The organism is Schaalia odontolytica (assembly GCF_002847525.1).
GTDB classification, from domain to species: domain Bacteria; phylum Actinomycetota; class Actinomycetes; order Actinomycetales; family Actinomycetaceae; genus Pauljensenia; species Pauljensenia odontolytica_B.
The window spans coordinates 151,594-175,818 of sequence record NZ_PKKM01000006.1; the positions used below are offsets into that span (position 1 = coordinate 151,594).

The window sequence follows — 24,225 nt, forward strand, 5'->3', positions numbered from 1 at the left end:
GGCGACGCCGGTCCTCGTCCCTGTATAGGCGCGAGACGAGGACACTCATGACGAAGCACGGCTTCTACCCCCGCCACCGGCAAGACGAGGTGGACCCCAGCCCTTCCTTCCCCACGATGGAAGAGGGCACCCTGGCGTTCTGGGCCAGCAACGACACCTTCCGCAAGTCCATTGAGATGCGCGACGCCGGCGAGAATGGCTCCAACGAGTTCGTGTTCTACGATGGCCCGCCTTTCGCCAACGGCCTGCCCCACTACGGTCACCTCCTGACCGGCTACGTCAAGGACGTCGTGGGCCGCTACCAGACCATGAAGGGCCACCGCGTCGAGCGCCGCTTCGGCTGGGACACGCACGGCCTGCCCGCAGAGCTCGAGGCGCAGCGCCAGCTCGGCATCGAGGACGTCACCGAGATCACCCGCGAGGGTGGCATCGGCATCGAGGCGTTCAACGCTGCCTGCCGCTCCTCCGTCCTGCGCTACACGAAGGAATGGGAAGAGTACGTCACCCGCCAGGCACGCTGGGTGGACTTCGAGAACGACTACAAGACGCTCGACATGTCCTACACCGAGTCCGTGATCTGGGCGTTCAAGCAGCTCTACGATAAGGGCCTGGCCTACCAGGGCCACCGCGTCCTGCCCTACTGCTGGAACGACCGCACGCCTCTGAGCAATCACGAGCTCAAGATGGACGACGACGTGTACCAGGACCGCACCGACAACACGGTGACGGTGGGCCTGCGTCTCGAGACGAAGCTGCGCGAAGACTCGGCGCGCCCCGAGCTGGCCCTCATCTGGACGACCACGCCGTGGACCCTGCCCTCGAACTCGGCCGTCGCCGTGGGCCCGGAGATCGAATACTCCCTCGTCGAGGTCGCCTCCGACCACGAGGGTGTCCTCGCGGGCGAGCGCGTCCTCATCGCCACCGACCTGATCCCCGCCTACGCCAAGGAGCTGGGCGAGGAACCCGCCGTCGTGGCCACCTACAAGGGCTCGGAGCTGGTGGGCACCCACTACCACCCGATCTACGACTACTTCGACACCCCCGAGCGCCGCGCTGAGGGTGGCGCTCCCGGCCCCAACGGCTGGTCGATCATCGCCGCCGACTACGTGACGACCACGGACGGCACCGGCCTCGTCCACCAGGCTCCCGCCTTCGGTGAGGACGACATGTGGACGTGCATGGAGTACGGCATTGGCCTCGTCATGCCCGTCGACGAGGGCGGTGTCTTCACCTCCGAGGTGAGCGACTACGAGGGCATGCAGATCTTCGACGCGAACCGCTACGTGGTCGCCGACCTGCGCGAGCAGGGTGGCCCCATCGCGCGTCGTGCCCCCGAGATCCGCGCGGTGCTGGTGCGCGAGAAGTCCTACGTGCACTCCTACCCGCACTGCTGGCGCTGCCGCAAGCCCCTCATGTACAAGGCCGTGTCCTCGTGGTTCGTCCGCGTCACCGAGATCCGCGACCGCATGGTGGAGCTCAACCAGGAGATCACCTGGACCCCCGCGCACACCAAGGACGGCATCTTCGGCAAGTGGCTGGAGGGCGCCCGCGACTGGTCGATCTCGCGTAACCGCTTCTGGGGTGCGCCGATCCCCGTGTGGGTCTCGGATGATCCGGCATACCCACGCACCGACGTCTACGGTTCCATCGCGGAGCTCGAGGCCGACTTCGGCGTGAAGGTCACGGACTTCCACCGTCCCTTCATCGACTCCCTGACGCGCCCGAACCCGGACGACCCGACGGGCAAGTCGACGATGCGTCGCATCTCCGACGTGTTTGACTGCTGGTTCGAGTCCGGCTCGATGCCCTTCGCGCAGGTGCACTACCCCTTCGAGAACCAGGAATGGTTCGAGAACCACTACCCGGGCGACTTCATCGTCGAGTACATCGGTCAGACGCGCGGCTGGTTCTACACGCTGCACGTTCTGGCGACCGCGCTCTTCGATCGCCCCGCGTTCCGCTCGTGCGTCTCCCACGGCATCGTCCTGGGTGACGACGGCCTGAAGATGAGTAAGTCGCTGCGTAACTACCCGGACGTGGCCGAGGTGTTCAACAAGTACGGCTCCGACGCGATGCGTTGGTTCCTCATGTCGAGCCCGGTCGTGCGCGGCGGCAACCTGATCGTCAAGGAGGAGTCGATCCGCGATACCGTCCGTCAGGTGCTGCTGCCCATCTGGAACACGTACTACTTCTTCACGCTGTACGCGGGTGCCTGCAACAAGGGCGAGGGCTACGAGGCCTCGAGCATCGATCTGTCGTCGCCCGAGGCCGTGGCCGCGCTGGCGCAGATGGACCATTACCTGCTGGCCCACACCCGCACCCTCGCCGAGGACGTGCGCGGCGCGCTCGACGGCTACGACGTGGCCGGCGCGTGCGAGGCGATCCGCGACTACCTGGATGTTCTGACGAACTGGTACGTGCGTACCCAGCGTCAGCGCTTCTGGGACGAGGACGGCGCCGCATTCGACACGCTGTACACGGCCCTCGTGACGCTCATGGAGCTGGCGGCGCCCCTGTTGCCGCTGCTGAGCGAGGAGATCTGGCGCGGCCTGACGGGCGGCGAGTCCGTGCACCTCGTTGACTTCCCCGTCATTGACGAGGCCGTGGACGCCCCCGAGCTGGTCGCCGCGATGGATGAGGTTCGTTCGATCGTGTCGGCAGCCCACGCGCTGCGTAAGACGCACCAGCTGCGCGTGCGCCAGCCGCTGGCCTCGCTGCTGGTCGTGTCGGAGAACTTCGCTGCGCTGGAGCCCTTCGCGGATCTGATCGCCTCCGAGGTGAACGTGAAGTCCGTGGTCTTCTCTGCGCCGCAGGACTCGGGCCTGAGCGTCCGTACCGAGCTGGCGCTGAACCCGCGCGCCTTCGATCCGGCTGTCCGTAAGCTGACGAGCCAGCTGTTCAAGGCTCAGAAGTCCGGCGAGTGGGAGGTCGTGGATGGCGAGTGCCGTTTCGCCTCCGTCGAGCTGGATGGGGCGCCGCTGGTGCTCACGGGCGACATGTTCTCCGTGTCCACCTCCGTGGACGCCGCCGAGGGCCAGGTCGCGGACGTTCTGGCGTCGGGCACCTTCGTCGTGCTCGATACGGAGCTGACCCCTGAGCTCGAGGCCGAGGGCTACGCCCGCGACGTCGTGCGCGCCGTTCAGGACGAGCGTAAGAACGCCGGCCTGCACATCGCGGACCGCATCGACCTGTCGCTGACGGTTCCCGCCGATCACGTGGCCGACGTGGAGACCTGGCGCGACATGATCGCCGCCGAGACCCTCGCTCTGTCGCTTGAGGTCGAGGCCGGCGACAAGCTCACCGTGAGCGTCGCCAAGCACTGAGTGCTGTCGCTACTCAGGCGGGCGGGCTGCGCGAAAGCGCGGCCCGCCCGCATGCATAGGTTGGGGCCGGGAGGAAAATCTCCCGGCCCCAACCTTGTGCGTTGATCAGATGGAAATTTCGTTAGGGAACATCGATGTCAGCACGCTCCAAGATGACCTTCTTGGTGACTCCCAGCGCTGTCACGCTGTAGGAGATAGTGTCGTCGGAGTAGGTGAAGGTCTTGGTCTCGTCAGAGGATGCAAGAATTGCAGATCCGGTTTTTTCTGTATCGTTGACGGAATCCCACGTGTACGGTGTCTTCGAATCTGTCGGGGCAATGTAGCTACCCGCCCAGTACAGAGCGTCACTGTCGGACGTGTGCCAGTAGATCTCGATGGTGTCAGCGGTGACTCTAGCGATCTGGTAGCTGTCTTCGTTCGGGTTCTTTTCTTTCCAGGTGCCCGTCAGGTTCGCCGGTGTGGCCGGGGATTCGGTAGTAGGTGCGGCCGAGCTAACTGGCTGGTTTGGCGTGTTCGAAGCCGAGCTTTCAGTAGTGTTTGAGCATGCTCCGAGGGTAGCGAGTGCAATGATGCACGCTCCAGCAATGATCGCTTGTTTCATGGGTGCCTCCGTGGCAATTGATGCGTGATGGGGTCACGCGCCTGCGTGGATGATGACACCCTAACCTGAATAGTTAATGTGTAATTACTGTTGTGACGGCGTGTTGTTCTTACCCGTGAAGCAGTCTGAGAATGTGGAGGTATCCTCGTGGCCATTTTGTCGTTCGGAGTGCTGCAGTGCCTCCGGAAAGTGGTGGTGACGATGATGCGGATAGGTTACGAGCATGTGGATAGGTTAATAACCTATCCGTATCTGCATAACCTATCCGCAAGCGCACAACCTATCCGCATGAGCGAGCGTCACCGGAGAAACGGTCACCTATGTGCCGACGCGCTGCGGGCGGCGTCGATTGCTGCCTTCGCCGTCTTCAGGCCGACGCCGGTGCGGTCCCGGTAGGCCTTGACGGCGTAGAGAGTCCTGCCCTCGGCGATCATCTGGAGTTCGGCTGCGCTCAGCTCCGGGAACGAGGCCGAGGCCGGGTTGGGTGCACCGGCTGGAAAGGCGGGACCTGAGGCCTGCGGGACCGCTGCCTCGGGGGCGGGGGAGGAGGAGCCGGCGAGAGCCGTGACCCCAGCGTCCGCGTAAGCGGCACGCAGTCGCGCCTCGAGGTTCGCGACCTGTTCCTTCAGCTGGCGGTTTTCGGCGCGCAGCTCTTCGATTTCGCTGGCCTGACCAAACCACTTACCCACGTGTTGCCTCCTTGAGGGGAAAACCTTGATGGAAGCAATCCTATCCGTCTTCGCCGACCCGGTGCCGTCGATCGGCCTGCGGCGAATACGAAGGTTCCCGGAGACACCCGCCCCGGCCTCGTCGATGACGACGCGCGGACTGTGCGCGACAACGCGCCGTGACCGGCGGAACAAGCCGCCCGCCGCGCCTTGCCCGGTAAAATAGCGAAGACACTGCGAGCAGCGGAGGAAACATGGCAGGCGAATCGTTCTTCGGACAAGACCCCACCCACGAGGACCAGCAGGGCGGCATCCCGGCCGACCTGATCCCGTACCTGGAAGCGGCCGACGAGGTCGAGGAGACCGAGGCGGGGGAGGGCGTCGACCCTCAGGCTGAGGAGGGCGAACGCGAGGCCGCGCTGCGCGCACTCGTCGAGCACTCGCTGCTGCTCGGCCCCGACCCGTCCGTCCTCGCCGAGATCGAGGGCGAGGTGGACGAGGACTTCGCCGACGACGCCGCCGAGGCACGCGACGAGCGTGCATCCCACGAGGCCGCGCTGGCGAAGGCCGAGGAGGACGTCGCCCTGGATGCCCGCGTGCAGGAGATCTACCAGTCCATCGTCGCGCGCGCCCCCGAGCACGACATCGACCCCACGCTCGATCGCGTCAAGCTCGCCTTGGACATCCTGGGCGACCCGCAGAACTCCTACCCGTCGATCCACATCACGGGCACGAACGGTAAGACCTCCACGTCGCGCATGATCGACTCGCTGCTCACCGCTTTCGGCATGAAGACGGGCCGCTTCACGAGCCCGCACCTGCTCGACGTGCGCGAGCGCATCTCGCTCGAGGGCCACCCGATCACGCGCGAGGGCTTCGTGCGCGCATGGGAGGACACCGAGCCCTACATCGGCATGGTGGACGAGCGCAGCTCGCAGGAGGGCGGCCCCCGTCTGTCCTTCTTCGAGGTGTTCACAATCATGGCGTACGCGGCCTTCGCCGACTACCCGGTCGACGCCGCCGTCGTCGAGGTCGGCATGGGCGGGCGCTGGGACGCCACGAACGTCATTGACGCGGGCGTCTCCGTCATCACGCCGATCGCCCTGGACCACACGAAGTGGCTCGGCTCTACGATTGAGGAAATCGCGCGCGAAAAGGCGGGCATCATCAAGCCCGGCCAGGTTGTCGTCATCATGGCTCAGGAGGAGGAAGTCCTCGACATCCTGCTCGAGCAGGCCCGCTCCGTCGACGCGATCGCCCGCGTCGAGGGCCGCGACTTCGAGGTCGTGGATCGCCAGATGGGGGTCGGCGGCCAGATGGTCACGATCCGCACGCCATCCGCGGTCTACGAGGACGTGTTCGTCCCGCTGTTTGGCCAGTATCAGGCCCATAACGCGGCGGCGGCCCTCGTCGCCGTCGAGGCCTTCATGGGCGGCCGCGGCCTGGACGGTCGCATCGTCGAGCAGGGCCTCATGAACGCCTCCAGCCCGGGACGCATGCAGGTCGTGCGTCATTCGCCCACGATCATCGTGGACGCCGCGCACAACCCTGCGGGTGCGGCCACCCTGCGCGAGGCCGTGGAATCGTCCTTTGGGTTCGCGCGCATCGCGGGCGTGTACGCGGCGATGGGGGACAAGGACGTCGAAGGCGTCCTGTCCGAGGTCGAACCCTTCATCGATCACCTCGTCGTCACGCAGATGCCGGGCGAGCGAGCAGCCGACATCGCGCGCCTGGCTGAGATCGCCGAGGAGGTCTTCGGTCCTGACCGGGTAGACGTGCGCGAGTCGCTGGCCGACGCGGTCGATCGTGCAGCCGAGGTCGCCGAGGCCGGGGCTGAACCCGCGGATCGTAGCGGAGTTCTCGTGTTTGGCTCGGTCATGCTGGCCGGGGAAATGCTGGCCCTCGCCGGTCACAGCCCACGCTAGGATGTAACCCAACCAAGGCGGCCGCATCGTGGCGGCCGCCACGGTTGGGATTTCGTGCTCAAAGGTGGCACGATTGATCACGCATACAAGTACAGATGAGCAATGTGCAAGGAGGCATCATGAAGAAGCTCGTCAATGACGTCCACGCCGTCGTCCGCGAAACCCTCGAAGGTTTCGCCCTGGCCCACCCCGACCTCGTCGATGTCCATTACTCGCCCGACTTCGTGACCCGTCACGTCCCCAAGGCTGAGGGCAAGGTCGGCCTCGTCTCCGGCGGCGGATCCGGACACGAGCCCCTGCACGCGGGCTTCGTCGGCGAAGGCATGCTGGATGCGGCCGTGCCCGGCGCGGTCTTCACGTCGCCCACCCCCGACCCGATCCTCGAGGCCACGAAGGCCGCCGACCACGGTGCGGGCGTCCTGCACATCGTCAAGAACTACACGGGCGACGTCCTCAACTTCGAGACCGCCGCCGAGCTGGCCGACATGGAGGACATTAAGGTCTCATCGGTCGTCGTCAACGATGACGTGGCCGTCGAGGATTCCCTCTACACAGCGGGGCGCCGCGGCGTCGCCGGCACGATATTCGTGGAGAAGATCGCGGGCGCTGCCGCCGAGCGCGGAGACTCCCTCGAGGAAGTCACCCGCATCGCCACCAAGGTTAACGACCAGACCCGCTCCATGGGCCTGGCCCTGGGCCCCTGCACCGTGCCCCACGCCGGCAAGCCCTCCTTCGACCTGGGTGAGGACGAGATCGAGCTGGGCATCGGCATCCACGGTGAGCCCGGATACCGCCGCGGCTCCATGGAGACCGCAGACAGCCTCGTCGCCGAACTCTACGAGCGCGTGCGTGAAGACCTCGGCCTGACTGAAGGCGAGCGCGTCGTGGCCCTCGTCAACGGCATGGGCGGCACCCCCGTCTCCGAGCTCTACATCTGCTTCCGCGCCCTCGCTGCCCTCCTCAAGAAGGACGGTATCGAGATCGCCCGCCAGATGGTCGGCAACTATGTCACCAGCCTGGAGATGCCCGGCGTGTCCGTGACCCTCATGCGCGCCGACGATGAGCTCCTCGAGCTCTTCGACGCGCCCGTGAACACGGTCGCCTGGAAGTAAGCAACGAGGCAGAACAAGGAGAAACACGATGAGCCTAGATGCAGCGTGGGCACTGCGGTGGATCGAGCTGGCGGCGGCGCAGGTCGCTGAGCAGCGCGACTACCTGGTGGACCTGGACCGAGCCATCGGGGATGGCGACCACGGCGAAAACATGGACCGCGGATTCAAGGCCGCTGTCGAGGCACTGGGACAGGCCCAGCCGGGCAGCGTCGCCGAGGTCCTCAAGACGGTCGCCAAGACCCTCATGTCCACGGTCGGCGGCGCCGCCGGACCCCTGTACGGGACCGCGTTCCTGCGCGCATCGAAGGCCGCCGGTGACGGTGAACTCGACGGCGCGGGCGTCGCTGCGGTGATCGCGGGCGCGCTCGACGGAATCCAGGCGCGAGGCAAGGCCACCACGGGCGAAAAAACCATGGTGGACGCGTGGACTCCGGCCCTCGAGGCCGCCCGCGCGGCCGCCGAGGCCGGTAGCGATCCTGCGGCCGTCCTCGAGGCCGCCGCCACCGCCGCAGAGTCCGGCGCCGCCGCGACGGAACCCATGCGGGCCACGAAGGGACGCGCCTCCTACCTGGGCGAACGCTCCATCGGACACCTCGACCCGGGCGCGGTTTCCACCTCCCTCATCCTGCGCGCCGCCGTGCGCGCAGCGGGCGAGGCCGGCGCGGCATGAGCGTGCGCGTCTCCTACGTCATCGTCTCCCACTCGGCCTCCCTGGCCAACGGAGTCTGCGAGCTGGCCGCCCAGATGGCCCCCGACGTGCACTTCGAGGCCGCCGGGGGTACGGACGACGGCCGCATCGGCACCTCCTACGACCTCGTGGAGCGTGCCGTCGAGGCCGCCCTTGCTGCCGTGGACGGTGAGGGAAGCGGCGTCATCGTCCTGACCGACCTCGGCTCGGCCACGATGACCGTCGAATCCGTCATCGACATGAGCGATGAGCCCGAGCGCGTGCGCTTCGTCGACACCTGCCTCGTCGAAGGAGCTGTGGCATCCTCCGTGCGGGCCCAGCTTGGCGAAGACCTCGACCAGGTCGCCGACGTTGCAGCCGCCCTGGCCCCCCGCGTGGACGACGTGCCCGCCCAGGAGGCGCCCAGCCCCGCTCCCGCGAAGCTCAGCGGGGGAGGGGCCCCGGCCTCGTCGACGTGGGCGCAGGGGGACGCGGTCGTCGCAGACCCCGTCGGTCTGCACGCGCGACCCGCCGCCGCCTTCGTGCGCCTGGCGGGCACCTTCGACGCCGAGGTCACTGTCAACGGGGCCGACGGCGGGTCGGTCCTGGAGCTCATGGCCCTGGGTATCACCCAAGGTCAGAGCGTCCACATCGAAGCCAATGGGGCAGACGCCACAGCGGCGGTCGCGGCGCTGACAGATATGCTGGAAAGCGCAACACCACAAACGCCAGAATCAAAGGAGACAATGTGAGCGCTAAGAGTGTTCTGCTGGAGCCCCAGCACCTTCTCGACCCCACCCTGGAGCACACCCTCATCGTCGTGAAGCCCGACGGCTACGCCCGCGGCCTGACCGGTGAGATCCTGCGCCGCATCGAGGCCAAAGGCTACACGATCAAGGGCCTCAAGCTCATGATCGCCTCCCGCGAGCTGCTCGCCGAGCACTACGCCGACCACAAGGACAAGCCCTTCTTCGAGGGCCTCCTGGAGTTTATGAGCTCCGGCCCGGTCGTCGCCATCATCGTCGAAGGCCAGCGCGTCGTCGAGGGCATGCGCGTCCTCATGGGGTCGACCGACCCGACGACGGCCCCCGCGGGCACGATCCGCGGAGACCTGGGTCGCGCGTGGAACAGCCCCCACATGGAGAACCTGATCCACGGCTCGGACTCTGTGGACAACGCAACGCGCGAAATCTCCCTGTGGTTCCCGGAGATTTACTGAGACACGGCTAACCTGCAAGGGTGTACCTCAAAAACCTGACGCTGCGGGGCTTTAAGTCCTTCGCCAGTGCGACCACGCTCGCCCTCCAACCGGGCATCACGTGCGTCGTCGGCCCCAACGGGTCGGGTAAATCCAACGTCGTCGACGCTCTCGCCTGGGTCATGGGCGAGCAGGGTGCCCGCGCGCTGCGTGGCGGGAACATGGCGGACGTGATTTTCGCGGGGACATCTGGGCGCGCGGCGTTGGGGCGCGCCCAGGTGGACCTGACGATTGATAACACCGACGGGCTGCTCGACATCGAGTATTCCGAGGTGACGATCAGCCGCACCCTGTTCCGCGGGGGCGGCTCCGAATACTCCATTAACGGCACTCCGGCGAGGCTGCTGGACGTGCAGGAGCTCCTCTCCGACACGGGCATGGGCCGTCAGATGCACGTCATCGTCGGCCAGGGGCAGCTCGACGCGATTCTGTCCTCGACGCCCGAGGAGCGTCGCGGGTTCATCGAGGAGGCCGCGGGCGTCCTGAAGCATCGTCGGCGTAAGGAGCGCGCGCTCAAGAAGCTGGCCGACATGGACGCGAACCTCGTGCGCGTCCTGGATCTGACGAATGAGATTCACCGCCAGCTGGGGCCTCTGGCCCGCCAGGCGCGGGTTGCTCGTCGCGCGTCCCTCATTCAGGCGCGCGTGCGTGACGCGAAGGCCCGCCTGCTGGCCGACGACTTGGCCTCTGCGCTGTCGAAGCTGTCCGTGCTTGAGGCATCGGACGAGTCTGCCGAAGCCCGCCGCGCGTCGCTCGAGGAACAGATAGCTGCCGCGCGCGCCGAGCTTGCGCGCCTGGAGGATGCGGAACGTGCGTCTTCGCCGGCACTCGAGCAGGCATCCTCCGACTGGCAGGCGCTGACCACGATCACCGAGCGCCTGCGCGGCACACTCATGGCCGCGACCCAGAAGGTCTCCCTGCGCGCGACTCCCGAGCTGCCCCCGGGCGGCGAGGACCCCGATGTGCTCGACGAGCGCGCCCGCGTCGCCGGGGCCGAGGACGCGGCCCTGGCCGGCCAGGTTGAAGCCGCGCGCTCTGCGCTCACCGCAGCGACTCGTGCGCGCGAGGCCGCCGAGGACGCCGACGATTCCGCGTCCCGCGAGCTGGCCCGCGTCAACCGCGTGATCGCCGACCACCGCGAGAAGGTCGCGCGCCTGACGGGCGACGCCTCCACGGCCGCGTCTCGCCTGGAGGCCGCGATCGCCGAGGCCGACCGCGCGTGGGGTGCCTACCGTGCGGCTCAGGAGCGTGCCGAGGCCGCCGAGAAGGCCGTGCCCGCGTCGTCTGTGGGCTCTGTTGGTGCGGGCGCTTCTGTTGCTGAGGGGTCTTTGTCCCAGGAAGAAGCCGGCGGGGGAGCAGCCCGCGCACACGCCGAGGCCTCCTCCCGCCGCGACGCCGCGCGCGCCCGCGTGGACGAGCTGCTCGGCGTCGAACGCGAGGCACGGGCCGACCGCGCGCGCTGGGAGGCGCGCCGCGACGCCCTCGAGCAGCTGCTCGCCCGCGAGGACGGCACCGCCGAGCTGCTGGGACGCCCCGGCGTGCTCGGCCAGGTCGCGCCCCTCCTGCACGTCACCCCCGGTTTCGAGGACGCCGTCGCCGCCGCGCTCGCCCCCTTCGCCGACGCAGTCGTCGTCGACTCCCTGGCCAGAGGCCTGGGCGAGCTGGACGCCGCCCGCGCGGCCGGGCGCTCGCTGCGGCTCGTCGTGGCATCTGATTCTTCCGGCCCTTCCGACGGTTCCGCGGATGGGACCAGCGGGGCCGTCCGCGCCGACCTGCCCGAGGGAGCGACGTGGCTGTCCGATGTCGTTACCTGCGAGGGCGCAGCCGCGGCCCTCGCGTCCCTGCTGGAAGGGGTCGTCTCGTGCTCCCTCGATGCCGCGGCTGAGGTGCTGCGCGTGCCCGGCGTGCGCGCCGTTGTCACGTCGGGCGGCGATGTGCTGCGCTCGTGGTCGGTGGAGGGTGGGCGCCAGGCCTCCTCCGTGCTCTCCGTGCGCGCAGACTACGAGGAGGCGTGCGCGCAGGCTGAGGCCGCCCAGGCTCGCATGGCCGAGGTCTCCGAGCAGCTCAGCGAGGCAAACGCCCACCTGGACCGCTGCATTCGCGAGGCAAACGACGCCCTGAAGGCCCTGCGCGAGGAAGACGCGCAGCGTGCCAAGGAAGCCCAGGAACTCGCCCGCGCCCAGTCGGCCGCGCAGGCCGCCCGAGCCGAGGCCGAGCGCGCCCACGACGTGGCCCGCCGAGCCGACGAGCAGGTGACCTGGGCCCGCGAGCAGGACGTTGCCGCGCGCGCACGCCTCGACGGCGCCGACACCATCGCCCCGCCCGAGTCCCTCGAAGACGCTCAGGCCCGCGCGGACGCCGCATCCCGCGCCGCGCGCGAGGCCCGCGAGGCCGAAAACGAGGCGCGCCTATCACTGCGCGCCCTCGAAGAACAATCGCGGCGCGCCGCATCCCGCGCCCGCTCCCTGCGCCAGGCCGCCGCCGCCGAGCGCGAGGAGCGCGCCCGCTACGCCCGGCGCGAGGCTGCGCGCAAGACGGAGCTGGCCACGGCCTCGGACGTGGAGGCAGCCGCCCGCCTCGCCCTTGAGGCCGCCGAGCGTGCCCTCGCTCAGGCCGCCGCGGAGCGCGATCGCCTGAGTGAGCGTCGCTCCCAGGTCTCCCAGGAGGTCTCGGACGCACGCCGCGCCCTGGACCGACTGAGCGCGGAGCTGTCGGAGGCCACGGCCTCGGCCCACCAGGGGCAGATCGCCGCCGAACAGACGCGCCTGCGCGTCGAGGACCTGCAGCGTCGCGCCCTGGAGGAGCTGTCCCTCGAACCCGAGCAGCTGCTCGCGGAGTTTGGTCCGGAGACGCTGGTGCCAATGCTGCCGCTCGACCCCGACCAGGTCGAGAAGGCTGCGGCCGCCGAGCCGAGCGCGTACGTGCGCGCCGAGCAGGAGCGTGCCCTTGCGAAGGCGCAGAAGGACTTGGAGAAGCTGGGGCGCGTGAACCCCCTGGCGCTCGAGGAGCACGAGGCGCTGGCCTCGCGGCACAAGTTCCTGGTGGATCAGGTCCAGGACCTCAAAGCTTCGAAGGCGGATCTGCTGCGTATCGTGCAGGACGTGGATCGCCTGGTGGAGGAGGCCTTCGCGTCGGCGTTCGCCGAGACGCGCGAGCAGTTCGAGCACGTGTTCGGCGTGCTGTTCCCGGGCGGACAGGGCGACCTGGTGCTCACTGATCCGGACGACATGCTGACGACGGGCATCGAGATCGAGGCTCGGCCTGCGGGCAAGAAGGTGAAGCGCCTGTCGCTGCTGTCGGGCGGCGAGCGTTCCCTGGCCGCGATCGCGTTCCTGGTGGCGATCTTTAAGGCGCGCCCGTCCCCGTTCTACGTCATGGACGAGGTCGAGGCCGCCCTGGACGACATGAACCTGACGCGCCTGCTCGCCATCTTCAAGGAACTGCAGGAGACCTCGCAGCTGATCGTCATCACCCACCAGAAGCGCACGATGGAGATCGCGGACGCCCTCTACGGCGTCACGATGCGCGACGGCGTCACGACGGTGGTGTCCCAGCGCTTGGCGGACTAGACCTTATACTCAGGCCGCTCTCAGGCCTCGAGCCTGGTCAGCGTCCCGTGCGTGAGCTCATAGATCGTGTCCACGTAGGGCAGGATCGAGCGATCGTGCGTCACCATGATGGCGCTCTTATTCTTTGACTTCACTTCCTTGCAGATCAGCTGGGCGATCTCCTGGCCGCGATCCGGGTCCAGGCTCGCGGTCGGCTCGTCTGCCAGGATCAGCTGCGGGTTGCCGATGAAGGCGCGAGCGATCGCCGCGCGCTGCTTCTGGCCACCCGACATCTGGCGCGGATACTTGACGTAGGAAGCCTCAATACCCAGGTCCTCCATGAGGGAACGGACCTCGGCCTGACGCGCGGCCTTGTCCTTCTCGCCCTTGAGCTTCGCGACCAGCTCGAGCTGGTCGCCGATGCGCATGTAGGGCAGGAGCTGGTGGTCCTGGAAGATGAAGCCCAGCAGCTCCAGGCGCTTGCGCGTCCACTGCTTCTGGCTCAGCTGTGTGAGGTCCTGGCCGGCGATGGAAATGCGCCCCTCGTCGGCCGACAGCAGCAGGCCAGCGATGGACAGGAGCGTCGACTTTCCGGAACCTGAGGGCCCCAGGATCGCCACGAACTCACCGGCGTCGGCGCTCAGGCTCAGGCCACTCAGCACGCGGTGCGTCTGGTCGCCGTCGGCGTAGGACTTTCCGATCGAATCCAATTCGATGATTGCCACTTTATTCTCCGTTTCCGCCGATGACTTCGATGGGATCCACCTTCTTGATCTTCAGCAGCGACAGCGCGCCGCACAGGATCGACGTCACGACGAAGCTGATCGCGACGGTGACGCTGTCTGCGAGAGTCATGATCGACGGGACGGTGCTCGGCAGGAACGGCGCCATGGCGGCGGCGAGGCCGAGGCCGATCACGACGCCGATGATCGAGATGATCGTCAGCTGGGAGATCTGAATGTAGGTAATGGTGCGCATCGGCATGCCAATCGCCTTCAGGACACCGAACTGGCGCAGCTTCTGCAGGGTGAGGATGTAGAAAAAGACGCCCAGGATCGCGGACGAGGCCACGAGGAGTACCCACGTGATCATCTTGAGCGTGAGGTTCTGGGCCTTGTAGCCGGGGATCTTGTCGATGACCTGCTGGCGGTCGGCGGTCATCAGGTGAGTGGGAAGGGCGTCCTCCGCAATCTCATCCGAGGTCACGACCGTCTGGGCCTGCCACCGGTAGTTCGGATCCGTCTTGGTACGCATACCCGCGTAGGTCTGCGAGCTGACGAAGCCGATGTCGCTGTATCCGTAGTTAGCCCTCTTGGCGAAGGCGACGACCGTGAGCTCCTGCTCCGAGATCTTGTCAATCACTCGATCGCCGACGCGGACGCCCTCGTTTTCAAACGCGCTGTCGAGGATGACTTCGTTATCCCCGAGCATGGAGATCGTCAGGTCGGAGTCGATGAGGGTCGGCTGGAGAACGTTACCGTCGTTGTGATCCGTCGCGAAGTACGTGATGTCCAGGGTGTTCGAGTCGTCGCCCTGGGTGATAGTCGCGCGCTGGATGACGAGGCTCGCGTAGTCGCGCATCCCGGCCGCTTCGAGGGCGTCGATGTCGTCGGAAGTCACCGACGAATAGGGGATGACGCCATCGGAGTCCGTCGACAGGACGTAGGTGAGGGGACCGTAGTTCGCGATCTGCGCGGACACGGAGGCGGCGAGGCCGTTGGTGAGGCCCGAGAGGAACACGACCATGAACATGAGCGTGGCGATCAGGAACTCGATGAGAACGAACTTCTTTGGTTGATATGTAATTTCGTTCCACGCTATTTTCATGGCTATGCTCCAATGCGGGCGAAAGTATGTCAGTTCGCCACCTTTTGTGCCCGAAAGCGGCTCGCAACTGTACCACGCGGTTTTTGACAGGCGCGCGAGGGAGATGTGCGACAGAGCGGGTCAGGGGTGGTTTCGTGACGTAGTCATCAGGGAGGGCTGAGTCAATGATGTGCACAAGAAAAACGCGGGCGGGGACCCCGTCGGTCCCCGCCCGCGCCTTCACGCCGTGCGTCCCGCCGCTGCGGGAAGCTCGCTATCAGTCGTTCATGAAATGACGCTCGTCCAGGATCTGCGCGCCGCCGCCCACCAGCGAGGGCAGGTGCTCGTTTGCGTGGTGGCCGCAGAAGTAGAGCTGGCCACCCGAAGGCATCGTCGCACGAACCCAGGCGCGAGCGCCGCAGGCATCGCAACGATTTGCCGCATTCAGCTGCGGCTCGTCCAGTACGGGGCGTTCAAGAGTCTGTGCGTTCATGCTTCCATCACACACCATCACTCCGCCCCGCGCACCCCTGTTCACCCGGGGCGCAATCGACCGCCCGCACGCCGATACAACGAAACGGGGAGCGCAAACCCTCCTTCAATAAGCCCCAACGGACCCGGAAAGCGCGCCCACTAGCGCGATCGTGCCCCGGCCTCGTCAATCGTGGAAAGCGTCCCAGAACCCGCGCCACGCGCACCGTTGGCCACAAACGAGCGCCCACCCACATATGATGCACATCGTGACTCCTACCGACGCATCCGACTACAACGCACGGCACCTCTCGGTCCTCGAGGGGCTCGAGGCCGTGCGCAAGCGCCCCGGCATGTACATCGGCTCGACCGACCACCGGGGCCTCATGCACTGCCTCTGGGAGATCATCGACAACGCGGTCGACGAGGCCCTGGAAGGCCACTGCGACACGATCGACGTGCGCCTGCACCCCGACCACTCCGCCTCCGTCGCCGACAACGGCCGAGGCATCCCCGTTGACATCGTGCCCGGACAGGGCCTGACGGGCGTCGAAGTCGTCTACACCAAGCTCCACGCCGGCGGTAAGTTCGGCGGCGGCTCCTACGCAGCCTCGGGCGGCCTCCACGGCGTCGGCGCCTCCGTCGTGAACGCCCTGTCGGCCCGCCTCGACGTGCAGGTCGACCGCGGTGGCAAGACCCACGAGATGTGCTTCCGTCGCGGAGAACCCGGCGAATTCGACGACTCGAAGCAGCGCACCCCCAACTCGCCCTTCAAGCCTTTCGTGGACGGCTCGACCCTCAAGACCGTCGGCAAGGTGAAGAAAACCCAGACCGGCACGCGTGTGCGCTTCTGGGCGGACTTCCAGATCTTCCCGTCCACCGAGGGCTTCTCCTGGGAGAACCTGCTGGCGCGCGCCCGCCAGACCGCGTTCCTCGTGCCCGGCCTGACCATCAACTGCTACGACGAGCGCGGCGAAGAGGAACTCCACGAGAGCTTCCGCTTCGACGGCGGCGTCGTCGACTTCGCGAACTGGCTCGCCTCCGACGGCCCCGTCACCGACACGTGGCACATCACGGGCGAGGGTACCTACAACGAGACCGTGCAGGCTCTGGACTCCGAGACCGGGCACCTGCGCGCCACCGAGGTCGAGCGCACCTGCGAGGTCGACATCGCGCTGCGCTGGGGCATCGGCTACGACACGACCGTCCAGTCTTTCGTCAACATCATCGCCACCCCCAAGGGTGGCACCCACGTCACCGGCTTCGAGCAGGCGGTCCTCAAGACCCTGCGCGCCGCGATCGACAAGAACGCCCGTAAGCTCAAGGTCGGCGCGAAGGACGGGCGCCCCGAAAAGGACGACGTCCAGGCCGGCATGACCGCCGTCATCACCGTGCGCTTCCCCGAGCCCCAGTTCGAGGGCCAGACCAAGGAAACACTGGGCACGCCCCAGATCCGCACCGTCGTCAACCGCGTGGTCTCCGACTGGCTGAAGGCGAAGTTCGCCTCCTCCAAGCGCGATGATAAGCAGCAGACCTCCCTCCTCATGGAGAAGGTCGTCGGCGAAATGAAGGCGCGCGTCTCCGCGCGACTGCACAAGGAGATCTCGCGCAAGAAGAACGCGCTCGAAACCTCCTCGCTGCCCGCCAAGCTCGCGGACTGCCGCCTCGAGGACGTCGAGGAGACCGAGCTCTTCATCGTCGAGGGCGACTCCGCCCTGGGCACGGCCAAGGCCGCGCGCAACTCCCACTACCAGGCGCTGTTCCCGATTCGAGGCAAGATCCTCAACGTGCAGAAGGCCTCGACCGCGGACATGCTGGCCAACGCCGAGTGCGCCAACATCATCCAGGTGATCGGCGCGGGCTCGGGCCGTACCTTCGACCTGTCTCAGGCTCGATACGGCAAGGTCATCCTCATGACCGATGCCGACGTCGACGGCGCGCACATCCGCACCCTGCTGCTCACCCTGTTCTTCCGCTACATGCGCCCCATGGTCGAGGCCGGCCGCATCTACGCCGCCGTCCCGCCCCTGCACCGCATTGAGGTCGCGGGCAAGGGACGCAAGAAGCGCGAGTACATCTACACCTACTCCGAGGATGAGCTGCACCGTAAGCTCGCCGCCCTGCGTCGCTCGGGCCGTACCTGGAAGGAACCCATTCAGCGCTACAAGGGTCTGGGTGAGATGGACGCTGACCAGCTGGCGGAGACCACGATGGATCGGGCGCACCGGTCGCTGCGTCGTATCACGCTGGCCGACGAGGAAGCCTTGCGTCAGGCCGAGGACGTGTTTGAGCTGCTCATGGGCTCGACCGTGGGGCCGCGCAAGGAGTTTATCGTCGAGGAGTCCGCGGGGCTGGATCGTACGCGCATCGACGCGTAATGACGGGCATAATTGCCCGCGTGCTGCACAAACGTTCATGTGTGTTGACCATATGTCAAGCATCAGTGTGACTAAAGGCCCTATCAGCCGGTAGGATGTTACGCATGACAGGACTTGCGCAGCGACTCACGCCGCCCGGGTCCGTCCCGTACCCGGGCAATCACCTCGGGTTGCGCTGGCGGCCCATGATTGGCCGCGACGCGCCCGCCGTGTACGCACTCATCTCCCTGATTGAAGACGACGACAACGCCATTCGGCGCACCTCCGTCGAGGACATCGCGGACATGATGGAGGGCGAGAACGGACGCGACTGGGTCGACACGATCGTTGGCCTCGACGCGAAACGAAACATCTGCGCGGTGGCGTCCGTGCGCGTGCTGCGCGGTATCCATGAGGCTGCGACCGCCGTCGTCAGCGCCTTCATTCACCCGCATTGGCGTGGTCGGGGCGTGGGACGCGCCCTGCTCTACTGGCAGGACGGGCGTGCCCGCCAGATGCTCGTCGAGGAATTCGGCGCCGAGTCCGAGGTGCCGGTATCTATCTCGAATCTCGTCGACGCGCACATGACCGACCGTCGCCGCCTCTACATCGCGGCCGGTTTCTTCGCCAAGCGCACCTATCAGGTGATGTACCGCGACCTTGCCGGCGGTGAAGTCGCACCGCAGCCGCGCCACGGCTACGGGATCCTGCCGTGGAATCAGGTTCCGCAGGATCAGATTCGTGCCATCCACATGGAGGCCTTCCAGCAGGCGTTCCGTTCCCCACTGCGTGCCCTGTGGTGGGACGACGCGATGAACCACTTCGACCCGAGGTGGTCTTTCGTCGCCGTCGATTCTGAAGGCGAGGTGGTCGGCTACGCGATCACGGGTCGCCCCGCGCAGCGCTGGGTGGCAACGGGACGTCCGGAGGCCTACATCTACCTGCTGGGCGTCGCCGAGGCTCACCGCGGTCGTTCTGTGGCGACGGCCCTCGTGGGGCACACGGTCGCGGCAGCGTCGGCCTCGGGAGCGTGCCGTATTGGCCTGGATGTCGACATGTCGAGTCCCGATGGCGCGCATAATATCTACGAGCACCTGGGCTTCGTCGATGAAGCCGCCGAGGTTTATTACACGATCGACCAGTAGAGACGGAAGGAGGCGAGCATGAGCATTCCTCTCGCGCAGCGAGCAAATGCCCCCGAGTTCGTCCCCTTCCCGGGCGAGCATCATGGGATCGAGTGGGAGCAGCTGACGGCAGCTCACCACGTCGGTCTTTCTGCTCTTTTCGCCCGCATGGAGGCTCGCGACAACCCGCCGTATCGCACTAGCCCCGACGAGGTTGAGGAGATGCTCTCGGGTGCATCGCAGTGGCGAGGCCTCGTCGGCATCGCCCGCAAGGGTATCGCGGCCGGTCGCATCGTCGCCTTTGCGCAGGTGGTCCTTCGTTTCCCCGGGCGCGTGGAGTGCGTGTGCGTCGGGGGAGTGGATCCCGACTTCCGGCGCATCGGCCTCGGCAATGCGATCGTCGACTGGCAGGAGGGTACCGCCCGACAGATGCTCGCTGGTGTTGAGGGCGATGCCTCGGCTCAGATCACCTGCCACGTCGAGGCCGGCCAGGACGATCTTGAGGCTCAGCTGAAGGTGCACGGCTTCCGTTGGGCGCGCACCTACTACGAGCTGCGTGCCTCCCTGGATAGTCTTCCGCCGGTTCCTGCCCTGGGTTCGTACATGAGTGTCGAGGCCTGGGGCCCCCAGTGGGAGGAACCCGCCCTGCGCGCGGCGAACCGCCTCAACGAGTCCGAGTGGGGTCGGCCTCCGCTCACCCAGGAGCAGTGGATGCAGGGGCGCACGGCCTTCGCTCCCGAATGGTCGTTCGTCGCCGTCGACCGGACGGGCGATCGTCCCCGTGTCGCCGGTTTCCTGCTGGCATCGCGGTACGAGCAGGATTGGGCGGCTCTGGGCTGGCGCGAGGGGTACATCGACCAGCTGTGCGTCCTGTCCCAGTGGCGTGAGAGCCGTGTTGCGGATGCCCTGATCCTGGCGTCGATGTGGGCGCAGAAGCGCGACGGTATGGATCGTGCGGGTACGGGAGTGGGGTCTGCGAACCATACGGGTGCTCTCGCCATCTACGACTACCTCGGATTCCGCACGGTCGGCCAGACCAGGCTCTACGCGATCGAGATTTGATCGTCGTTTCACATGGCGGATGGTTGCGCGCATCCTCTTGTGTTAGCGTCGTTACTTTTTCTTCTCCTGTGGGGCGGTTTTCCTCTCGTTTTCTTTTCAGTTTTCGCATAACTGCTTCCTAGGTCCTAATTGTCTGACCAATTAATTTCTTAGGCTCCCAGCAGAGGCCACGAGCGGCCTCGGCGCCACGCGCGTCCCTTCCCCACAGTGCGGAGCCAGCATGACTTCCAAGTCGTCAGCATCATCCACATCCATTCCGCCTCTGGTCATTCGAAGCGCCATCGTTGCCTCCCTCGGCGGCCTGCTCTTCGGCTTTGACACAGCGGTCATTTCCGGCGCGGAAGAAAAGCTCACCGAGCTCTACGCGCTCTCCTCTATGGGTGAGGGCATGATCGTTGCCATTGCAACCATTGGCACTATCGTCGGTGCAATCGTCGCCGGAAAACTCGCCGACCGCTTTGGCCGTAAACCCATTCTCTTCTGGATCGGCATCCTCTTCGGCGTGGGTGCACTGGCCACGGCCCTGGCGCCTGTGCCCACCCTGGTGACAGCTGCTGACGGCACGGTCTCGGCCTCGTCCGCCTTCCCGATCACCTTCTTCATGGTGTTCCGCTTCCTCGGCGGCGTCGGCGTCGGCCTGTCCTCCGTGGTCGCTCCCATTTACACCGCCGAAATCGCCCCCGCCCGCGTGCGCGGACGCCTGGTCGGCCTGGTCCAGTTCAACATCGTCTTCGGTATCCTCCTGGCCTACGCCTCCAACGCGGTCATCCGCGAGATTGCGCACGAAGACACCGCGTGGCGCTGGATGCTCGGCGTCATGGCCGTCCCCGCCGTCTTCTTCCTCATCTTCCTGGCCACCGTCCCCGAGACGCCGCGCTGGCTGCTGGCTCACGGACACGAGGAACGCGCCGTGAAGATCTCCGAGCGCCTCACCTCCACGCAGGAAGAAAGCAGCGAGCAGATCGCCGAGATGAAGGCGCAGATCGCCGAGGACGCCACCGGCGGCAAGGTCGCCTTCTTCACGCGCCGCTACCGCAAGGTCATCCTCATGGCCTTCTGCATCGCGATGTTCAACCAGCTCTCCGGCATCAACGCGATCCTCTACTACGCGCCCAAGGTCATGAAGCTCGCCGGCGGCGCCGAGGTGCTCGGTGACGCCTTCCCCTACATCGGCTCCGTCATCGTCGGCCTCATGAACCTGATCGCCACCATGGCCGCCCTGACCGTCATCGACAAGCTCGGCCGCCGCCAGCTCATGATCGTCGGATCGATCGGCTACCTGATCTCCCTCGGCTTCCTCGCCGGCATGATGTTCGCATACGAGGGCGGCGTCTTCCAGGAAGGCAGCGCTGCCCCCGTGTGGCTCATCCTCCTCGGCCTGCTCGGCTTCATCGCCTCGCACGCCTTCGGCCAAGGCTCCGTCATCTGGGTGTTCATCTCGGAGATTTTCCCGAACCGCGTGCGTGCCCGTGGCCAGTCCCTGGGATCCCTCACGCACTGGGTGTTCGCCTTCATCACCACGTACGCCTTCCCGGTCCTCACGGATAAGCTCGGCGGCGGCTTCGCGTTCGGGATCTTCTTCCTCGCGATGGTCGGTCAGCTATTCTGGGTGCTGAAGGTCATGCCCGAAACCAAGGGCATTCCGCTCGAAGAAATGGAAGAGAAACTGGGGTTGACGAATGACTAGAATCGTGAACATCGGGGAAGCTCTCATCGATGAGATCACCCGCCCACACAGTGAACCCGTCGAGGTTGTCGGGGGATCGATGCTCAACGTCGCAGCCGGCCTCACCCGGCTGGGTCACGAGTCCGAGCTGGCGACCTGGTTCGCCCGCGACGCTCGTGGCGACAAGGTGCGCGCCCATGCCGAGGCCGCCGGTGTCACCCTGACGCCCGGTAGCGACGGCGCCGAGTTCACGACGGTCGCCCACGCGGCCGTCGACGAGAAGGGTCACGCCACCTACGAGTTCGACCTGACGTGGGACGTTCCCGCCGTCGAGGACCCGGACACCGTCGGGCATGTCCACACCGGCTCCTACGTGGTCGTCGTCGAGCCGGGCGCCGACAAGGTGCTGGCCGCCGTTAAGCGCCAGGCCATCCGCGGCACCGTGTCCTACGACCCGAACATCCGTCCCGCCCTGCTGGGAACCCCCGACGAGGCCCGCCCGCACGTCGAGGCGATCGTGGCCCTCGCGGACGTCGTGAAGGCCTCCGATGAGGACCTGGAGTGGCTCTACCCGGGCCGCCCCGTCGAGGACGTTATCCGCGAGTGGTCGCAGTCCGGCCCGTCGCTGATCCTGTGCACGCGCGGCCCCTGGGGCGTCTACATCAAGGCCGCCGCCGAGCGCGACATGCTCGTCGTCGACCCGCTGGACGTTGAGCTGGTGGACACCGTGGGCGCGGGCGACTCGCTCATGGCAGGCCTCATCTCCGGCCTGGTGGACGCGGGCCTCCTGGGTTCCGGCGAAGCGAAGCAGCGCCTGCGCGAGGCCTCGTGGGACCAGATCCTGCCCGCCATCCACCGCGGTATCATCACCTCCGGCATCACGATCCTGTACCAGGGCGCCTACTCGCCCACGCGCGAGGAGGTTGCCGGCGTGCTGGCCGCCGACCCGACGCTGCGAGGCTGACGGGGGAGTGCCCCTTAACAACTGATGGGTGTGGGCCCGGCCGATTGGCCGGGCCCACACCCATAGTGGTTGCGTTGAGGGATTCCTCGGACGCGCTTGTCAATGTGAACAAGTGGTCATATGCTTGCAGTCATCCCGTCGTGTTCCGTGGAACACGTTTTCGTGGTCCGGTTTTCATGGAGGTGGCGCGTGGCCGACGTTGGCTTCGACTCCGATAAGCATGCACAAACAAACGGAGATATGGAGAAGGGGGGGGCAATCGCTCGCTAATTCCTGCGAGGCTATCGGACGTCTGGTAGAGGCTCAGAGGTCAAGTCCTGTGGAGTGGTGTAATCGTTTTGTGTCCTTCGGAGTGGGTTATGCGCTGAGTTGGAGTGGGGGTTCCTCCTGTTGGGTGGGTTGGGGTGTGAGTCGTGATTTGGTGAGGATGTCGAGGCTGAGGTAGCGTCGGCCTTCGGCCCATTCGTCGTTTTGTTCGGCTAGGACGGCTCCGACCAGGCGGATGATGGCCTGGCGGTTGGGGAAGATCCCCACGGAGTCGGTGCGTCGGCGGATTTCGCGGTTGAGGCGCTCATTGGGGTTGTTGGACCAGATCTGGGTCCATACCCCGGTGGGGAAGGACGCGAAGGCGAGGACGTCTGCCCTGGCTTGATCGAGGTGATCACACACAGCGGGGAGCTTGTCGTGCACGTAGTCCAAGAGTCGGTCGTATTGAGCGTTGACTGAGGCGGCGTCGGGTTGGTCGTACACCGAGTGCAGCATCGCTTTGACGGCGGGCCATAGCGCTTTGGGGGTGATGGACATGAGATTCGCGGCGTAGTGGGTGCGGCATCGTTGCCAGGTGGCTCCGGGTAGGTTCGCTGCGATGGCTTCGACCAGGCCCAGATGGGCGTCACTGGTCACCAGGCGCACGCCGGTGAGGCCTCGGGCGACCAGGTCGGCGAAGAACTCGTTCCACGCCGGGCCGGTCTCGCTGGTGGATACGCGCACCCCCAGTACTTCTCGGTGTCCGTCATTGTTGACTCCGGTGGCAACCAGGACCGCGCACGAGACGACGCGTCCTCCTTCGCGCACCTTCATGGTCAGTGCGTCAGCGGCGACGAACGTGAAAGGCCCAGCGTCGTCGAGGGGGCGATGGCGGAACTCGTCCACGTGTTCGTCCAGGTCGGCTGCCATACGTGAGACCTGGGACTTCGATAGTCCTGTGATCCCCAGGGTTTTGACGAGCTTGTCCATGCGGCGTGTGGATACTCCCGCTAAGTAGCAGTCAGCAACCACTGTGATCAAGGCGTTTTCGGAGCGTTTGCGGCGCTGCAACAGCCACTCTGGAAAGTAGGTGCCTGAGCGTAGCTTGGGGATCGCCACGTCAATGGTGCCGACCCTGGTATCCAGGGGCCGGTAGCGATACCCATTGCGCTGGGTGTGACGCTGCGGATCTTGTTGGCCCCACTGGGCCCCGCACACGGTGTCAGCGTCCGCTGAGAGCAACGCGTTGATCACGTGCTGGAGCAGGGAACGCATCAAATCTGGGGACGCCTGGGATAACGCCTCGCCAAGCAGGCCAGCAGGGTCGATAATATGAGGAGCGGTCATCGTTGTGCCTCCAAATCGTTTCGAGTCAGAAGTAGAGAGCTTTCTCGAAGGATCACACGGTGACCGCACCCATATCAAAC

Annotated in this window: 18 protein-coding genes; 12 read left to right on the plus strand and 6 right to left on the minus strand. The window is 66.3% G+C overall.

From position 1 onward, the window contains the following. Window positions 1-47: 47 nt before the first annotated feature. The gene (gene ileS / locus CYJ22_RS05680) at window positions 48-3,323 is read left to right on the plus strand and encodes an isoleucine--tRNA ligase (protein ID WP_101601716.1); all 3,276 of its coding nucleotides are present in this window, start codon (window positions 48-50) and stop codon (window positions 3,321-3,323) included. A 121-nt stretch (window positions 3,324-3,444) separates the two neighbouring features. On the opposite strand, the gene CYJ22_RS05685 is transcribed toward ileS, so the two are convergent. Further along, window positions 3,445-3,924 carry a hypothetical protein gene (locus tag CYJ22_RS05685; RefSeq protein WP_007588590.1) on the minus strand — a complete coding sequence of 160 codons (480 nt, stop codon included), beginning with the start codon at window positions 3,922-3,924 and terminating at the stop codon, window positions 3,445-3,447. Between the two features lie 314 nt (window positions 3,925-4,238). Next, the gene (locus CYJ22_RS05690; protein ID WP_207760514.1) at window positions 4,239-4,613 is read right to left on the minus strand and encodes a 50S ribosomal protein L7/L12; all 375 of its coding nucleotides are present in this window, start codon (window positions 4,611-4,613) and stop codon (window positions 4,239-4,241) included. Window positions 4,614-4,846: 233 nt separating this feature from the next. Here CYJ22_RS05690 and CYJ22_RS05695 point away from each other — a divergent pair, with 233 nt between their 5' ends. From CYJ22_RS05695 to smc, 6 genes are all read left to right on the plus strand, one after another. After that, window positions 4,847-6,517 (plus strand): bifunctional folylpolyglutamate synthase/dihydrofolate synthase, encoded by a 1,671-nt coding sequence (locus CYJ22_RS05695; protein WP_101601718.1) that lies wholly within the window; start codon window positions 4,847-4,849, stop codon window positions 6,515-6,517. Between the two features lie 119 nt (window positions 6,518-6,636). Continuing rightward, entirely contained in the window at window positions 6,637-7,629 is a 993-nt protein-coding gene (gene dhaK / locus CYJ22_RS05700; RefSeq protein ID WP_101601720.1) for a dihydroxyacetone kinase subunit DhaK, read from the plus strand. A 28-nt stretch (window positions 7,630-7,657) separates the two neighbouring features. Continuing rightward, window positions 7,658-8,299, plus strand: a complete 642-nt coding sequence (dhaL, locus tag CYJ22_RS05705; protein WP_101601723.1) for a dihydroxyacetone kinase subunit DhaL — start codon at window positions 7,658-7,660, stop codon at window positions 8,297-8,299. Then, window positions 8,296-9,048: a dihydroxyacetone kinase phosphoryl donor subunit DhaM gene (gene dhaM / locus CYJ22_RS05710; protein ID WP_101601725.1), complete on the plus strand. Its 753-nt coding sequence runs from the start codon at window positions 8,296-8,298 to the stop codon at window positions 9,046-9,048. The genes dhaL and dhaM overlap by 4 nt, the downstream gene beginning before the upstream one ends. Beyond that, the gene (gene ndk / locus CYJ22_RS05715) at window positions 9,045-9,515 is read left to right on the plus strand and encodes a nucleoside-diphosphate kinase (protein WP_003792595.1); all 471 of its coding nucleotides are present in this window, start codon (window positions 9,045-9,047) and stop codon (window positions 9,513-9,515) included. Before dhaM ends, ndk begins: the two co-directional genes overlap by 4 nt. A gap of 20 nt (window positions 9,516-9,535) precedes the next feature. Then, window positions 9,536-13,123, plus strand: a complete 3,588-nt coding sequence (gene smc, locus CYJ22_RS05720) for a chromosome segregation protein SMC (RefSeq protein WP_101601728.1) — start codon at window positions 9,536-9,538, stop codon at window positions 13,121-13,123. Between the two features lie 20 nt (window positions 13,124-13,143). On the opposite strand, the gene CYJ22_RS05725 is transcribed toward smc, so the two are convergent. The 3 genes from CYJ22_RS05725 to CYJ22_RS05735 all read right to left on the minus strand — a co-directional run bounded on the left by CYJ22_RS05725 (window position 13,144) and on the right by CYJ22_RS05735 (window position 15,401). Then, complete coding sequence (locus tag CYJ22_RS05725) at window positions 13,144-13,827, minus strand: ABC transporter ATP-binding protein (protein WP_101601730.1); 684 nt, start codon at window positions 13,825-13,827, stop codon at window positions 13,144-13,146. A gap of 1 nt (window position 13,828) precedes the next feature. Next, window positions 13,829-14,929, minus strand: a complete 1,101-nt coding sequence (locus tag CYJ22_RS05730) for an FtsX-like permease family protein (RefSeq protein ID WP_007590460.1) — start codon at window positions 14,927-14,929, stop codon at window positions 13,829-13,831. A gap of 256 nt (window positions 14,930-15,185) precedes the next feature. Then, window positions 15,186-15,401: a DUF7455 domain-containing protein gene (locus tag CYJ22_RS05735; protein WP_007590381.1), complete on the minus strand. Its 216-nt coding sequence runs from the start codon at window positions 15,399-15,401 to the stop codon at window positions 15,186-15,188. 235 nt (window positions 15,402-15,636) lie between these two features. On the opposite strand from CYJ22_RS05735, the gene CYJ22_RS05740 reads away from it, so the two are divergent. The 5 genes from CYJ22_RS05740 (at window position 15,637) to CYJ22_RS05760 (ending at window position 22,552) form a co-directional block, all read left to right on the plus strand. Beyond that, window positions 15,637-17,757: a DNA gyrase/topoisomerase IV subunit B gene (locus CYJ22_RS05740; protein ID WP_007590499.1), complete on the plus strand. Its 2,121-nt coding sequence runs from the start codon at window positions 15,637-15,639 to the stop codon at window positions 17,755-17,757. Window positions 17,758-17,942: 185 nt separating this feature from the next. Continuing rightward, window positions 17,943-18,881, plus strand: coding sequence for a GNAT family N-acetyltransferase (locus tag CYJ22_RS05745; protein WP_101601732.1), 939 nt, complete (start codon window positions 17,943-17,945; stop codon window positions 18,879-18,881). A gap of 18 nt (window positions 18,882-18,899) precedes the next feature. Beyond that, window positions 18,900-19,922, plus strand: a complete 1,023-nt coding sequence (locus CYJ22_RS05750) for a GNAT family N-acetyltransferase (protein ID WP_101601734.1) — start codon at window positions 18,900-18,902, stop codon at window positions 19,920-19,922. Between the two features lie 220 nt (window positions 19,923-20,142). Beyond that, window positions 20,143-21,609, plus strand: coding sequence for a sugar porter family MFS transporter (locus CYJ22_RS05755; RefSeq protein ID WP_101601737.1), 1,467 nt, complete (start codon window positions 20,143-20,145; stop codon window positions 21,607-21,609). After that, window positions 21,602-22,552: a PfkB family carbohydrate kinase gene (locus CYJ22_RS05760; RefSeq protein ID WP_101601739.1), complete on the plus strand. Its 951-nt coding sequence runs from the start codon at window positions 21,602-21,604 to the stop codon at window positions 22,550-22,552. Before CYJ22_RS05755 ends, CYJ22_RS05760 begins: the two co-directional genes overlap by 8 nt. A gap of 357 nt (window positions 22,553-22,909) precedes the next feature. Here CYJ22_RS05760 and CYJ22_RS05765 read toward each other — a convergent pair whose 3' ends face one another. After that, complete coding sequence (locus CYJ22_RS05765; RefSeq protein ID WP_101601742.1) at window positions 22,910-24,145, minus strand: IS256 family transposase; 1,236 nt, start codon at window positions 24,143-24,145, stop codon at window positions 22,910-22,912. Between the last annotated feature and the right edge of the window lie 80 nt (window positions 24,146-24,225).